We start from the raw sequence: 14,192 nt of genomic DNA, 5'->3' as shown, positions 1-14,192 counted from the left end.
TGGAAAGCAGGTTTTCCGACTCACCTGTCATCGAATACCTCCTTCGCCCGATCCTTCGGCGAGCTTACGCGTCGCCGTTCAACCCCGCCTCGGCCAAGGCCGCCAGGCCCGCCTTCGCATCATTGTCGGACGTGTCGCCGGTCACGCCCAGCGCGCCGATCACCGCACCTGCGTCGTCACGGATCAGGATGCCGCCGGGCACGGGGACCACCGCACCGCCGAAGACGCCGTTGGCGGCGGTCATGAAATAATGCTGCGCCTCGGCCCGGTCCATCTGCTGGCTGCCGGTCATGCCCAGCATCACCGCGCCGTACGCCTTGCCATGGGCGATGGCATAGCGGCCCGGCGATGCGCCATCGGCCCGGTGAAAGGCCAGCGGGTGGCCGCCCGCGTCAAGCACGATGGCCGACAATGGCTTCAGCCCCATCTCGCGCCCCTTGGCCAGCGTTTGCGTCACGGCGATCAGCGCCTGGTCCGAGGTCATCATGCGGTCTGTCCCTTCAACTCCAGGCGCCGGGCGTGCAGCACCGGCTCGGTGTAGCCCGAGGGCTGTTCGCGCCCCTTGAACACCAGATCGCAGGCGGCGTGGAAGGCCACCGTGTCATAGGACGGCGCCATGGGCGTGTAGTTCGGGTCGTCCGCGTTCTGGCGGTCCACGACCTCGGCCATCTTCTTCATCACGTCCATGACGCGATCTTCCGAGACCACGCCGTGATGCAGCCAGTTGGCCAGCGCCTGGCTCGAGATCCGGCAGGTCGCGCGGTCTTCCATCAGGCCCACGTCGTGGATGTCGGGCACTTTCGAGCAGCCCACGCCCTGATCGACCCAGCGCACCACGTAGCCCAGGATGCCTTGGGCGTTGTTCTCGATTTCCGACGTGATGTCGTCCTCGGACCAGTTGGCGTCCGATAGCGGGATCGTTAGCAAATCTTCCAGCGTGCCGCGCGGACCGCCCTGTGCCAGCTCGTCCTGGACCGCGTGCACGTCGACCTGGTGGTAATGCAGCGCGTGCAGCGTCGCGGCGGTAGGCGACGGCACCCACGCGCAGGTGGCGCCCGATTTCGGGTGGCCGATCTTCTGCTCCAGCATGTCGGCCATCAGGTCGGGCATGGCCCACATCCCCTTGCCGATCTGCGCGCGACCCTTCAGCCCGCAGGCGAGGCCAATGTCGACGTTGCGATCCTCGTAGGCCTCGATCCAGGCCGAGTTCTTCATCTCGCCCTTGCGCACCATGGGGCCCGCTTCCATCGACGTGTGGATCTCGTCCCCGGTGCGGTCCAGAAAGCCGGTGTTGATGAAGGCGACGCGCGACTTGGCCGCGCGGATGCATTCGCGCAGATTGGCCGAGGTGCGGCGCTCTTCATCCATGATCCCGAGCTTCACGGTGTTGGCGGGCAGGCCCAGCATCTGCTCGACCCGGGTGAAGATCCGGTCGGCGAAGGCCACTTCGGCGGGGCCGTGCATCTTGGGCTTGACCACATAGACCGAGCCATGGACCGAGTTGCCGCCGTCGCGTTGCAGGTCGTGCATGGCGATCAACGTGGTGCAGACCGCGTCCATCAGCCCTTCGAACACCTCGTTGCCGTCGCGGTCCAGGATCGCGGGGTTGCGCATCAGGTGGCCCACGTTGCGGATCAGCATGAGCGCGCGGCCCTTCAGCGTCAGCGTGCCGCCATCGGGCGCGGTGTAGGTGCGGTCGTCGTTCAGGCGCCGGGTGAAGGTCTTGCCGCCCTTGGTTACGTCCTCGGCCAGGTCGCCCCTCATCAGACCCAGCCAGTTCGCATAGGCCAGCACCTTGTCGGGTGCATCCACCGCGGCGACGCTGTCTTCGCAATCCATGATCGCCGAGATCGCGGATTCAAGCTGGATGTCCGCCACGCCCGCCTGGTCGCTGCCGCCGATCTGGTGGTCGCGGTCGATGACGATCTCGATATGCAAGCCGTTCTTCTTCAGCACGACCGAGCTCGGCGCGTACTGGTCGCCGCGGTAGCCCACGAATTGCGACGGGTCGGCCAGGGGCAGCGTGTGCTCGACCTCGGGCGTGTTGCCCGCGGGGCGGTGATCCTTGTCCTTGCGGGTGGCATCGGCCGCGCGCCAGTCCTGGTCGTTCAGGATGACGCCTTCCAGCCCTTCGCTGGTGATCCGGTAGCCGATCAGCTGGTCGTGGCTGCCGCTGATCAGCGGCGCGGCCTCGTCCAGCACCCGCTTGGACCGGGCAATGACGCGCTTGCCGCGCTCGGGGTCGTATTCCTTGCCCTGCGGCAGGTCGCCCAGCGCGTCGGTGCCGTAGAGCGCGTCGTAAAGCGACCCCCAGCGGGCGTTGGCGGCGTTCAGCGCATAGCGCGCGTTCATGATCGGCACGACCAGTTGCGGTCCGGGCACGTGGGCGATTTCCGGGTCGGTGTTCTCGGTCTCGATGCTGAAATCGGGGCCGTCATCGACCAGGTATCCCATGTCGCGCAACATCGCGTGGTAGCCGTCGCGATCGGTGATCTTGCCGGGGTTGTCGCGGTGCCAGGCATCGAGCTGCGCCTGCATCGTCGCGCGGGTCTCGAGAAGCTCGGCGTTCTTCGGTCCAAGCTCGTGCACGAGATCCGAAAACCCCTGCCAGAAGGCATCGGTGTCGACGCCGGTCCCCGGCAGCGCCCGGCTTTCCAGGAATTCGGCTAGCTCGGTGGCGACTTGCAGCTCACAGCGATGGGTGCGGTCGGTCATGGGGCCTCGTTATTTGGTCTTTGGGATGTGGAAGTGCGCCGCGCCAGCGCACGGCACTTGTCGGAACAATACTTTACGCTGTCCCAATCCCGGCGCCACTTCTTTCGCCACACGAAGGGCCGGCCGCAAAAAGAACACTCCTTTTGCGGCAAATCGGCCTTCGCAACACCGCGCGGCACTTACTGGGCGGTGGTGGTGGCGGCAGCGCCTTCTTCGTCGATGGGTGTGTCGTTGGCCGGCTCGTTGCCGTTCCAGCTGATCCATACGAGCAGGGCCACCAGAAGCAGGGCAGACCAGACGACGGTCATGGTCATCCCGACCAGGGGCACCTTGTGGCGGTTGCTCTGCTTTTCGACATCGGTGTTCGGAGCAGACATTTCATACCTCGTTTGCAAGCAAGACAGGGCCGCTTGCTGGCGGCCCGATTGACCCATACGTAGTGCGCATGAAGGAAGTCCCAAGGATCGAGAGTTCACAGGTATGAAAGAAGCCGCCCCCCGTGCCGTTCATCTGACAGACTACGCGCCTTTCAGCCATATTGTAGAGCACGTTCACCTGTCCTTCGATCTGCGACGATCGGCCACCCGGGTCACGGCGCGGATCGGGATGCGGCCGAACCCCGATGCCACCCGCGGCCCGCTGCGGCTGGATGGCGAGGGGCTGACCCTGCTCTGGGCCAGGATCGACGGGGCCGAGGTGGCGCCCCGGCTTGACGCCACCGGGCTGACCGTGGACGCGCCCGATGCGCCCTTCGTGTGGGAATGCGCGGTCGAGATCGACCCGTCGTCCAACACCGCGCTCGAAGGGCTCTACATCTCGAACGGCATGTTCTGCACCCAGTGCGAGGCCGAGGGCTTTCGCAAGATCACCTATTATCCAGACCGCCCGGACGTGATGGCCCCCTTCACCGTCCGGATCAACTCGGACCTTCCGGTGCTGCTGTCCAACGGCAATCCGGGCGCATCGGGCGACGGTTTCGCCGAATGGGAAGACCCGCATCCCAAGCCCGCCTACCTTTTCGCGCTGGTGGCTGGCGACCTGGTGGCCCATTCCGACCGCTTCACCACCAGCGAGGGGCGCGATGTCGCGCTCAACATCTGGGTGCGCCCGGGCGACGAGGACAAATGCGCCTACGCCATGGATGCGCTGAAGCGGTCGATGGCGTGGGACGAGCGGGTGTATGGCCGCGCCTACGACCTGGACGTCTTCAACGTGGTCGCTGTGGACGACTTCAACATGGGCGCGATGGAGAACAAGGGGCTCAACATCTTCAACGCGCGCTACGTGCTGGCGTCGCCCGAAACGGCGACCGACGACGATTACGCGCGGATCGAATCCATCGTCGCGCACGAATATTTCCACAACTGGACCGGCAACCGCATCACCTGCCGCGACTGGTTCCAGCTGTGCCTGAAGGAAGGGCTGACCGTCTATCGCGACCAGCAATTCTCGGGTGACGAGCGGTCCCACGCGGTGCAGCGCATCGGCGACGTGCAGATGCTGCGCGGCCGCCAGTTCCGCGAGGATGCGGGCCCGCTGGCGCACCCCGTCCGGCCCGCAAGCTATATCGAAATCAACAACTTCTACACCGCCACCGTCTATGAAAAAGGGGCCGAGCTGATCGGGATGCTGCGGCGCCTGGTGGGCGACGACGGCTACGCGAAGGCGCTCGACCTCTATTTCGCACGCCACGACGGGCAGGCCTGCACCATCGAGGACTGGCTGGCGGTGTTCCAGGATGCGACGGGCCGCGATCTGACCCAGTTCAAGCTGTGGTACAGCCAGGCCGGCACGCCGGTCCTGGACGTGGATTGGCGGCTTGAAGACGGCACGCTGACGCTGAAGATCGACGCCGCGATCCCCGAGACGCCCGGTCAGACCGACAAGGCGCTTCCGGTCATCCCGGTGTCGCTCGGCGCCATCGCGCGGGACGGGCGCGAGGTGCTTGCCACGACCGTGATCGAGGTGTCGGAGACGCCGACCCGCGTCAGCTTCGACATCGGCACCGATGACGCGGTGCCGTCGGTCCTGCGCAATTTCTCGGCCCCCGTGACGCTCAATCTGGACCTCGCCAAGGCCGACCGCGCGGTGCTGCTGGCCCATGACACCGACCCGTTCAACAAGTGGGAAGCGGGCCGCATGCTGGCCAAGGCCGCGCTGACGGCGATGGTGACCGACGGCGCGGATTCCGACCCGGACTTCCTGGCCGCGCTGCAGCCCGTGCTGGCCGACGAGACGCTGGACCCCGCGTTCCGGGCGCTGGTGCTCGGCCTGCCCTCCGACGACGACATGGCCGGAACGCTGGCGCTGGCGGGACAGACCCCCGACCCAGACGCCATCGCGGCAGCACGTCGGGACCTGGGCCATGCCATGGCCGTGGATCTGGAAAGCACCCTGACGGCGCTTTACGACGGGATGCAGGTCCATGGCCCCTACGATCCCGCCGCGGCCGATGCCGGGAAGCGGGCCTTGCGCAACGCCGCGCTGGCCTACCTGACCAAGCTGGACGGCGGCGACCGCGCGCGCCGCCAGTTCGACGCCGCCGACAACATGACCGACAGCCTGGGCGCGCTGGTCCCGCTGATCCGCATCGGCGCGGCCGACGACGCCCTGGCGCGGTTCTACCAGAGCTGGAAGGATCACCGCCTGGTGCTGGACAAGTGGTTCTCGCTGCAGATCGCCGCAGCCCCTGGCACCGAAGGCGCGGCCATCGCCGCGCGGCTGGTGGAGCATCCGGATTTCGACTGGAAGAACCCCAACCGCTTCCGCTCGGTCATCGGGGCGCTCGGGATGAACCACGCCAGCTTCCACAAGGCCGATGGCAGCGGCTACGCGCTGGTGGCCGACTGGCTGATCAAGCTCGACCCGGTCAATCCGCAGACCGCGGCGCGGATGACGACATTGTTCGAAACGCGCGCCCGCTACGACGCCGACCGGCAGGGACTGATGCGCGACGCGCTGGACCGGATCAGCGCCGCGCCGGATCTGTCGCGCGACACGGGCGAGATGGTGGGCCGGATGTTGGACGGCTGAGGAACCCTGACCGGGAGATACGGGTTGTCAGGTCAACACTTAGTCACTGACAGATGGAGATTCCCATGCCCACTATCGACGGCGCGAAGATCATCATCCTGGCCTCGGACGGGTTCGAGCAAAGCGAACTGACCGAGCCGAAGAAGCAACTCGAAGCGGCGGGGGCCACGGTCCATGTCGCCACCCCCGACGGCGCGGACATCAAGGGATGGGACGTCACCGACTGGGGCGACACGGTCAAGGCCGACAAGGCGATCGCGGACGTGGATATAGACGACTATCACGCGATGGTCCTGCCCGGCGGCCAGATCAATCCCGACGTGCTGCGCGTGAACGAAGACGCCGTGGGCCGCATCAAGGCCTTCGGCGACAGCGGCAAGCCGCTGGCCGCGATCTGCCACGCGCCCTGGCTGCTGATCGAGGCCGGGCTGGTCGCGGGCAAGCGGCTGACCAGCTACAAATCCATCCGGACCGACCTTGCGAATGCGGGTGCCACCGCGGTGGACGAGCCCGTCGCGCAGGACGCCAACCTGATCACCAGCCGCAATCCCGACGATCTGGACGCATTCTGCCAGGCCATCATCGACGCGGTAAACAGCCGCACACAGGCTTCGGCGGCCTAGATGGGGCGCGCGAAGCGGACGGGCGATGATACGCTCATCCCCCCCTGCCCCGGTGGCGGCGCTTGCCTTCGGGTGTCCGCAACGCCATCTCTGGTGGAACGGGTGAAGCAGCGTGGTCCCTCATGGCCGTGAAAGAGCGCATAGATCAGCAGATCGAAGAGCGGGCCGAATGGCTGGCCCGCGACTCCTTGGCGATCCGCGCGATCCGCCCGATCCTCCACCGCATGCTGAGCTACGATCGCACGGTCGAGCTGGCCCGCGAGATGGAAGATTGGTCGGGCCGCGCGCTGATGGACCGCATGGGCCACATGCTGGCGCGTGACCTGCAGGTGTCCGGCCTGCATCACATTCCGCGCCATGGCCCCGCGCTGATCGTGGCCAACCATCCCACCGGCATCGCCGACGGCATCATGCTGCACCATCTGCTGGCGCCGTTGCGCCCGGATCTGTATTTCTATGCCAATGTCGACATCCTGAAGGTCGTGCCCCAGCTGGAAGGCATGATCGCGCCGGTGGAATGGCGCCATGACAAGCGCAGCCACGGCAAGACCCGCGAAACCATGGCCTTCACCATGCGCGCCATGAAGGAAGGGCGTCTGGGCATCATCTTCCCGTCCGGCCGCCTGGCCAAGCGGCGGGGCCTGCGACTTTACGAGCGGGACTGGATGGCGTCGGCCGCGATGCTGGCGCGCAAGTTCGAAGTGCCGGTGATCCCGATCCATATCGGCGCGCGCAACTCGGCGCTGTTTTACCTCTTCGACCTGCTGCACGAGACGCTGCGCGACATCACCCTGTTCCACGAGATGCTGAACAAGGCCAGCCAGCCCTATCGCATCTCGATCGGGCAACCGATCTCGGGCAAGGCGCTGGATGCCAATTCGGACGAGGCGATCCGCTTTCTGAAGAACGCCACCCTGTCGCTGAGCGGCGACCGGGCGCAGCCGCTGTTCGGCAGCGCGCGCCCGCCCGCGCTGATCTCGGGCTCGCGCGGAAAGGCCGGATCGGCCTGACCGTTCTAGAAGGGACGGGTTTCGGTGAAGCGCCGCAGGGTGGCCAGTTCCGGCCGGGCCTGCGACCGGATCAGCTTGCGCACGGGCCCCATCACCAGCTCTTCGGGCGCGGGGCGCGGCTTCGGCCGCAGCGATGTCTGCATCTGGCAGTATTCCTGACCGCGCAGCCAATTGCGCATGTCCTGCCGCTTGACGGCCGAACGCATCGGTCCCCAATCGGCCGACACACCGCTCCACCGCGGCTCGCGGGCGTGCACGACGCCGTCGCGACCGACCGTTTCCGACATGATGCGGATGGCGCAGCTCAGATTGGCGGGCCCGTTCTTCAGCGCCTCGCCCGTCCCCGCCCTGCAGTCGTAGGCGCGCGCCGTGGCGGGCGCGATCTGCAGAAGGCCGAACCATTTCCCGCCGCCACCGACCGCGCTGGGCTTGTGGGTGCTTTCATACTTGGCGAGGGCCGACAGGAACCCGACCCAGAACGCGCGGCGGTCTTCCAGCGGCGCGTTGCGGTAGCCCGGGCACCAGGCCGCGATGTCCCTCGGGTCCATCTCGACCAGGGGCGCGCCGTGGGATTTCAGGGCCTGCAGCCCCGCGCGGCTCCACCGTTCGGATTCGGCGCGGTGATCCCAGCGGGTCACCGGAATCGGATCAAGCGTCGGGCGGGCCTTCGGTCGGACGTGTTCGGCCCAGGCGGGCAGCGCGACGCAGGCAAGGCAAAGAGCAATGGCACGTATCATACGCGCAAAACTAGGGCCGGGTGCCCGCATCGCAAGCTCGCAAGCTTCAGGTCTTGGGCGTCAGGAAGGCGAAGGGCGAGGTCCGCTCGGGCTCGGCGGGGCGGCTGCAATAGGGCTGCGCGCGGGTCCACGCCGCCATCTCGGCGCGCTTCTGGGCCGAATGGAACGGACCCCAGTCGCGCATCCCGCGGGTGATCGTCCCGCGCTTCGAGACCTGCTTGGCCGCGATGCGCACGGCACAGCGCAGGTTCGCCGCGCCGTTCTTCAGACCTTCGCCCGACGTGGCCTCGCAGCCATAGGCCCTGGCCGTGCGCGGGTCGATCTGCGTCAGCCCGTACCACAGCCCGCCGCCGCCCACCGCACTGGGATTCCAGGTGCTTTCGTGCTTGGCCAGCGCCGACAGCAGCCCGGTCCAGAAAGCCGCGCGGCCTTCTTCGGTCTGGTTGGCGTATTCCGGGCACCATTCCGCGTAGTCGGCGGGCACCATGGCGGGCAGGATCGCGCCGTGCTGTTCGAGCGCGGTCAGGGTGGCCTCGGTCCAGACGTTGGATTCGGGCCGGAAATCCCAGCGGGTCACGGGAAGCTCGTCCGGCACGTCCTCGACTTGCGGTTTCGAGGACACGCAGGCGGGAATCAGAAGCAGCAGGCAAAAGGCGGCACGTTTCAGCATTTTTCACACCGAGTGATTTACGATCGTGTTGCTCTAGCTCGATTCGGCGATATCGCGCGAGTCCGGCGATCCCGACCCGGCGGTATCTCGCCAAGCCGACCCCTTGTTCCCGACCGACCCCCGGCATATCCAGACGCGACGTCCAGCCCTTTTGCAAAGGATCATGCCATGCTCGACCTGACCTACGAGACGCCCAAGCCCAAGGTGATCCAGGGTGCGAAGGACGACTGGGAGCTGGTGATCGGGCTCGAAGTCCACGCCCAGGTGGCGTCGAAAGCCAAGCTCTTTTCCGGGGCGTCGACCCTGTTCGGGGCCGAGCCGAACAGCAACGTGGCCTTCGTGGACGCGGGCATGCCGGGGATGCTGCCGGTCATCAACGAAGGCTGCGTGGCGCTGGCGGTCAAGACCGGGCTGGGATTGAAGGCGCAGATCAACCTGACCAGCGCCTTCGACCGCAAGAACTACTTCTACCCCGACCTGCCGCAGGGCTACCAGATCAGCCAGCTTTACCACCCCATCGTGGGCGAGGGCGAAGTGCTGGTCGACATGGGGCCGGGCGTTGCGCGGCTGGTGCGGATTGAGCGGATCCACTTGGAACAGGACGCGGGCAAGTCGATCCACGACATGGACCCGAACATGAGCTTCGTGGATCTGAACCGCACCGGCGTCGCCCTGATGGAGATCGTCAGCCGCCCCGACATCCGCGGCCCCGAGGAAGCGGCGGCCTACGTCGGCAAGCTGCGCCAGATCCTGCGCTATCTTGGCACCTGCGACGGCAACATGCAGAACGGCAACCTGCGCGCCGACGTGAACGTGTCGGTCTGCCGTCCGGGCGATTACGAACGCTACCAGGAGACGCAGGATTTCAGCCACCTGGGCACCCGCTGCGAGATCAAGAACATGAACTCCATGCGGTTCATCCAGGCCGCCATCGACGTGGAAGCCCGCCGCCAGATCGCCATCATCGAAGACGGCGGCGAAGTGGTGCAGGAAACCCGGCTCTACGATCCCGACAAGGGCGAGACGCGGTCCATGCGGTCGAAGGAAGAAGCGCACGATTACCGCTACTTCCCCTGCCCCGACCTGCTGCCGCTCGAGATCGAGCAGGCCTGGGTCGACGACATCGCCGCGTCGCTGCCCGAACTGCCCGACGAGAAGCGCGCGCGCTTCGTGCTGGAGTACGGCATGACCGAATACGACGCGGGCGTGCTGACGGCGGATGTGGAAGATGCGGCCTTTTTCGAAGCGGTGGCCAAGGACGCGGGCGACGGCAAGATGGCCGCGAACTGGGTCATCAACGAGCTCTTCGGCCGCCTGAAGAAGGACGACCGGGCGATCACCGACAGCCCCGTCGCGCCCGCGCAGTTGGCCGCCATCGTCCGGATGATCAAGGCCGACGAGATCTCGGGCAAGACCGCCAAGGAAGTGTTCGAAATCGTCTATACCGAAGGCGGCGACCCCGAACAGATCGTGGAAGACCGCGGGCTGAAGCAGGTCACCGACACCGGTGCCATCGAAGACGCGGTGGACCGGATCATCGCCGACAATCCCGCGCAGGTCGAAAAGGCCAAGCAGAACCCCAAGCTGGCGGGCTGGTTCGTGGGCCAGGTGATGAAGGCCACGGGCGGCACCGCCAATCCCAAGGTCGTGAACCAGATCGTCGCGCAGAAACTCGCCGGTAGCTGACCCGACCGGCACCGCGATCCCTGATCCCGCAACGCGCGCATGGGTCTCGGGGCGGCGGCACTCCGCCGATCGTCACCGCCGTCGGCGGGCCGCGCCTCGAACGGGCCCGCACGGCGCGCAGGCTGCCGCGGGACGGGTCTGGACAGACCGCTTCGGATCGCTGATAGACGCGGCGTCCGAAGCCCAATCCGGGGGAAGCCCATGTCCTATTACGAATACCGCGTCGTTCCCGCCCCGAAAGAGGCGCCGCGCACCAAGGGCGTGAAAGATACCGCCGCGCGCTTCGCGCTGGGACTGGAAGAGGCGCTGAACGCGGAAGGCCGCGATGCCTGGGAATACCAGCGTTCCGAAACCCTGGTGGTCAGCGCGTCGCAGGGGTTCCTGCGCAAGACGGTGACCGAAACGGTCACGGTGCTGATCTATCGCCGCTGGGTGGACACGGTCGAGGCCGCCCCGGCGCAGGACGGCGCGGCCCAGTGGCAAACGCAGCTGAACGCCCAGCGCGACGCGCCCCAGGCCCATGACGCGCCAATCGCCGCGTCGGACGCCCCCGCGCCCGAGCCGCGCAAGACCGGCAGCCTCAGCGCGAAACGTGCGCCCGACGGCGCGCTGCGCCCCGTGCCCGGCGCGGCCCGGGACTAGCCGTCCACGTCCAGCGCCAGCGCGTGAATGCGCGCCACGAGCTCGGGGCCCAGCGCCGCGTGGATGGCGCGATGGCGCTGAAGGCGGCTCATCTCGCCGAACGCGTCGGCGCGGATCGTCACCGAGAAGTGGCTTTCGCCCCCCGCGGGTGCGCCCGAATGTCCCGCATGCTGGGCACTGTCATCCCGCACGTCCAGCGCACGCGGGTCGAATGCGGCATCCAGCCGCGTACGGATTTCGTCGATCACCGGCATTTCACGCAAATCCCCTCTTCACCTTGGCGATTGTTTCTCTAAACTCTCCCCTCCGCACTGGAAAGGAGCCATCATGCCCAAAAGCGACCCCTTCGGATTCGATATACGCGTGACCTCCGCGAAGAAGAAGAATCCGCGCGGAAAACGCGGGATGTCGGGCGCTTTCGAGACCTCGACGCGGGTGTGCGAACACCCCGGCTGCGAAGAGCACGGCCAGTACCGTGCGCCCCGCTCGCCCGATCACCTGGATGAATACCTGTGGTTCTGCAAGGATCACGTGCGCGAGTACAATCTGAAGTGGAACTTCTTCAACGGCTCCACCGAGGAAGAATTCGACAGTCAGATCGCGAAGGATCGGGTCTGGGGCCGCGAGACGAAGCCGTTCGGCAAGAAGTCGGACGAACAGCGCGCCTGGGCGCGGCTGGGCGTGGACGATCCGCACCAGGTCTTGGGCGACAACGCCACGCGCAATCCGGGCAAGTCCATGACCGGCGGCACCACGCGCCGCCTGCCGCCCACCGAGCGGCGCGCGGTCGAGATCCTCGAAGCCAAGGATCACTGGACCAAGGCCGAGATCCGCAAGGCGTACAAATCGCTGATCAAGGTGCTGCACCCGGACATGAACGGCGGCGACCGGGGCCACGAGGAACAGCTGGGCGAAGTGGTCTGGGCGTGGGACCAGATCAAGGACAGCCGCAATTTCACCAACTGACGGGCGGACCGGCCTGACTGTCTAAAAAAAGGGACGTGAAGGCCGGTGCGCGGCCTTCGCAGTCACGCGCCGCAGACACGCTCGGGGCCCGTTCCCTGCGCGGGACCACGCTTACACGGGTGCGATACAGCCGCCACGGGCGCAAAAGAAACGGGCTGCGCCAAGCACTGGTCGCAGCCCGTCATTTACCGTCTTTTCGTTTCGGTCCGGCCTCAGCCCACGACCGGGTCGCCACCGCCTTCGGGCCGGAAGACCATCGCGATCCCGTTGATGCAATGGCGCTTGCCGGTCGGCGGGGGGCCGTCGTCGAACACGTGTCCCAGGTGGGATCCGCAGCGATCGCAATGGACTTCGGTGCGGGTCCCGAAAATCCCGGGATCAGGCTTCGTGGCCACGGCGTCCGGCAGGGGCTGGTAGAAGGACGGCCAGCCGGTCCCGGACTTGAACTTGGTTTCGGTCACATACAGCGCCTGATCGCAGCCCTTGCAGTAGAACGTGCCCGGCGCGGTGATGTCGTTCAGCGGCGACGTGAACGCACGTTCGGTGCCCTCTTCGCGCATCACGTAATATTCCTTGTCGGTCAGCATCGCCCTCCACTCGGATTCCGAGCGCGTGACCTCGAATGTCTCGGCCGCGGTGGCGAACCTCGACGCCAGGGGCATCAGGGCAAGCGCGGTGCCGCCGATCAGGATTTGTCGTCTATGCATGCGGGGTCCTCCAGACTCTCTGCATTCTACATAATCCCGCGCGCCGATTGCGTCTCCGGGTCTCGCAACACTGTGAAGAACCGTCATATTTCCTGGACTTCGCCCACCGCCAGAACGGTGCCGGTCGGACCGATCTCGTCGGTCGATCCGCCCGGGGGCTCTTCCGAGATCGCGAAGCGGCCCGTCGGGATGCGCTGGCCCCAGAACGGGATCACCGGGATCGACAGGGTGCCGTCTTCGGGCAGGATCCCGACCGAGTGCGGCGGCTGGTCTTCGGTCAGAAGCCACATCTGCAGGTCGCGGCCCGGCGGCGCGCTTCCGGCCACGCGGGTGATCGTCAGTTGCGCCGCATCGGGATCGTAGTGCGCCTCGACCAGCAGGGCCTGGTCGGCTGTGGCGACGTCGGCTGCATAAAGCGGGCCGCTGTCGGGCGGCTGGATCCGGGGCAGCGCGACCATCAGAAGCAGGACGGCCAGCGTCGCGGCGACGCCCCCGCCCAGGAGCGCCTGAAGCCAGCCGGATCGCCGCGCGCGCGGCTTGTCCGTCCCGGCCGCGCGATCTTCTGCGACCAGGCGTTCCACCCGGGCGCGCAGATGGGCGGGCGGGGTGACGGGGTCGATCTCATCGGCCATCAGCCCCAGCCGCTCGGACCAGTCGGCCACGCGGCCGCGCCAGGCGCCGTCGACATCCAGCAGCGCCTCGACGCGCGCGCGCTCCTCGGGGTCGAGCAGGTGCAACACGTACTCGGCGGCCAGCGCGTCGGCATCGGGTGTGCCGGGGGTGATGTCGTGCTTGCTCATCGGCTCATGCACTCTTTCAGTTTCATCAGGCTCCGCCGAAGCCAGGTTCGCATCGTGTTCAGTGGCACATCGAACCGGTCTGCCAGATCCTGGTAGGACTGGCCGTCCAGATATGCCCCGCGCACGGCGTCTGCGCGGTTGTCCTCCAGCTCCCCCAAGCAGGCGGCTATTCGTCGTGCCTCGGACGCGGCGATGGCCGCGCCTTCGGGGGTGGGGCCGGATGCGGGCATCCGCTCGGCGGCTTCCGTATCCTCTGCGGGCGCCTTGCGCGTCCGCACCCGGTCGATCGCCGCATTTCTTGCGACGGTGATCAGCCATGTCATCGGGCTCAGCCCGTTGGCCTTGTAGCGGTCGGCATTGCGCCAGATCTTGATGAACACGTCCTGCAAGACGTCTTCGGCATCCCCGCGATCCTTCAAGACACGCAGGCAGACGCCGAAAAGTTTCGCGCTGGTCGCATCGTAAAGCGACAGGAAGGCCGTGCGGTCCTGGTCGGCCACGGCAAGGATCATGACCTCGACATCTTCGGCGGTTGTAGGCAAGCGGATCTCCCGGCGCAGCGCGTTCTTGTTGCGGGGGACTAGATCAAACGGCGTCCGCCAA

The 14,192-nt window shown here is 66.8% G+C and carries 16 protein-coding genes; 6 read left to right on the top strand and 10 right to left on the bottom strand.

Annotated elements, in window-relative coordinates; all coding sequences use genetic code 11:
* Nucleotides 1-64 precede the first annotated feature (64 nt).
* Genes ILP92_RS08595 through ILP92_RS08580 form a run of 4 tightly spaced genes read right to left on the bottom strand, consistent with a single transcriptional unit; the run spans nucleotide 65 to nucleotide 3,092 of the window.
* Complete coding sequence (locus ILP92_RS08595; protein WP_198915969.1) at nucleotides 65-487, bottom strand: GlcG/HbpS family heme-binding protein; 423 nt, start codon at nucleotides 485-487, stop codon at nucleotides 65-67.
* Nucleotides 484-2,715 (bottom strand): malate synthase G, encoded by a 2,232-nt coding sequence (locus ILP92_RS08590; protein WP_198915968.1) that lies wholly within the window; start codon nucleotides 2,713-2,715, stop codon nucleotides 484-486. The genes ILP92_RS08595 and ILP92_RS08590 overlap by 4 nt, the downstream gene beginning before the upstream one ends.
* Nucleotides 2,712-2,894, bottom strand: coding sequence for a DUF2256 domain-containing protein (locus ILP92_RS08585; protein WP_198915967.1), 183 nt, complete (start codon nucleotides 2,892-2,894; stop codon nucleotides 2,712-2,714). The genes ILP92_RS08590 and ILP92_RS08585 overlap by 4 nt, the downstream gene beginning before the upstream one ends.
* Nucleotides 2,895-3,092: a hypothetical protein gene (locus tag ILP92_RS08580; RefSeq protein ID WP_198915966.1), complete on the bottom strand. Its 198-nt coding sequence runs from the start codon at nucleotides 3,090-3,092 to the stop codon at nucleotides 2,895-2,897.
* A gap of 103 nt (nucleotides 3,093-3,195) precedes the next feature.
* Between ILP92_RS08580 and pepN the strand changes: the two genes are divergently transcribed.
* From pepN to ILP92_RS08565, 3 genes are all read left to right on the top strand, one after another.
* On the top strand, nucleotides 3,196-5,748 hold the full coding sequence (pepN, locus tag ILP92_RS08575; protein WP_198915965.1) for an aminopeptidase N: 2,553 nt from the start codon (nucleotides 3,196-3,198) through the stop codon (nucleotides 5,746-5,748).
* Nucleotides 5,749-5,813: 65 nt separating this feature from the next.
* Nucleotides 5,814-6,371 carry a type 1 glutamine amidotransferase domain-containing protein gene (locus ILP92_RS08570; protein ID WP_198915964.1) on the top strand — a complete coding sequence of 186 codons (558 nt, stop codon included), beginning with the start codon at nucleotides 5,814-5,816 and terminating at the stop codon, nucleotides 6,369-6,371.
* Between the two features lie 122 nt (nucleotides 6,372-6,493).
* Entirely contained in the window at nucleotides 6,494-7,381 is an 888-nt protein-coding gene (locus ILP92_RS08565; RefSeq protein WP_198915963.1) for a lysophospholipid acyltransferase family protein, read from the top strand.
* Between the two features lie 5 nt (nucleotides 7,382-7,386).
* On the opposite strand, the gene ILP92_RS08560 is transcribed toward ILP92_RS08565, so the two are convergent.
* Both ILP92_RS08560 and ILP92_RS08555 read right to left on the bottom strand, forming a co-directional pair.
* Complete coding sequence (locus tag ILP92_RS08560; protein WP_198915962.1) at nucleotides 7,387-8,118, bottom strand: transglycosylase SLT domain-containing protein; 732 nt, start codon at nucleotides 8,116-8,118, stop codon at nucleotides 7,387-7,389.
* Between the two features lie 46 nt (nucleotides 8,119-8,164).
* Entirely contained in the window at nucleotides 8,165-8,788 is a 624-nt protein-coding gene (locus tag ILP92_RS08555; protein WP_198915961.1) for a lytic transglycosylase domain-containing protein, read from the bottom strand.
* A gap of 168 nt (nucleotides 8,789-8,956) precedes the next feature.
* Between ILP92_RS08555 and gatB the strand changes: the two genes are divergently transcribed.
* Entirely contained in the window at nucleotides 8,957-10,474 is a 1,518-nt protein-coding gene (gene gatB / locus ILP92_RS08550) for an Asp-tRNA(Asn)/Glu-tRNA(Gln) amidotransferase subunit GatB (RefSeq protein WP_198915960.1), read from the top strand.
* Between the two features lie 201 nt (nucleotides 10,475-10,675).
* Nucleotides 10,676-11,116 carry a hypothetical protein gene (locus ILP92_RS08545; RefSeq protein ID WP_198915959.1) on the top strand — a complete coding sequence of 147 codons (441 nt, stop codon included), beginning with the start codon at nucleotides 10,676-10,678 and terminating at the stop codon, nucleotides 11,114-11,116.
* Here ILP92_RS08545 and ILP92_RS08540 read toward each other — a convergent pair.
* Nucleotides 11,113-11,370: a BolA family protein gene (locus tag ILP92_RS08540; protein WP_198915958.1), complete on the bottom strand. Its 258-nt coding sequence runs from the start codon at nucleotides 11,368-11,370 to the stop codon at nucleotides 11,113-11,115. The genes ILP92_RS08545 and ILP92_RS08540 overlap by 4 nt on opposite strands.
* A 73-nt stretch (nucleotides 11,371-11,443) precedes the next feature.
* On the opposite strand from ILP92_RS08540, the gene ILP92_RS08535 reads away from it, so the two are divergent.
* Entirely contained in the window at nucleotides 11,444-12,082 is a 639-nt protein-coding gene (locus tag ILP92_RS08535) for a DnaJ domain-containing protein (RefSeq protein ID WP_198915957.1), read from the top strand.
* A gap of 212 nt (nucleotides 12,083-12,294) precedes the next feature.
* On the opposite strand, the gene msrB is transcribed toward ILP92_RS08535, so the two are convergent.
* The 3 genes from msrB to ILP92_RS08520 form a co-directional block, all read right to left on the bottom strand.
* Nucleotides 12,295-12,789, bottom strand: coding sequence for a peptide-methionine (R)-S-oxide reductase MsrB (gene msrB, locus ILP92_RS08530; protein WP_198915956.1), 495 nt, complete (start codon nucleotides 12,787-12,789; stop codon nucleotides 12,295-12,297).
* Between the two features lie 83 nt (nucleotides 12,790-12,872).
* Nucleotides 12,873-13,589 carry an anti-sigma factor gene (locus ILP92_RS08525; RefSeq protein WP_198915955.1) on the bottom strand — a complete coding sequence of 239 codons (717 nt, stop codon included), beginning with the start codon at nucleotides 13,587-13,589 and terminating at the stop codon, nucleotides 12,873-12,875.
* Nucleotides 13,586-14,101 (bottom strand): sigma-70 family RNA polymerase sigma factor, encoded by a 516-nt coding sequence (locus tag ILP92_RS08520; RefSeq protein ID WP_235971277.1) that lies wholly within the window; start codon nucleotides 14,099-14,101, stop codon nucleotides 13,586-13,588. The genes ILP92_RS08525 and ILP92_RS08520 overlap by 4 nt, the downstream gene beginning before the upstream one ends.
* Between the last annotated feature and the right edge of the window lie 91 nt (nucleotides 14,102-14,192).

Origin of the sequence: Palleronia pontilimi (genome assembly GCF_016412875.1) — a bacterium.
GTDB lineage: Bacteria > Pseudomonadota > Alphaproteobacteria > Rhodobacterales > Rhodobacteraceae > Palleronia > Palleronia pontilimi.
The sequence above is the reverse complement of the archived record's forward strand: the minus strand, read 5'-3'. Positions and strand labels throughout refer to the sequence as shown.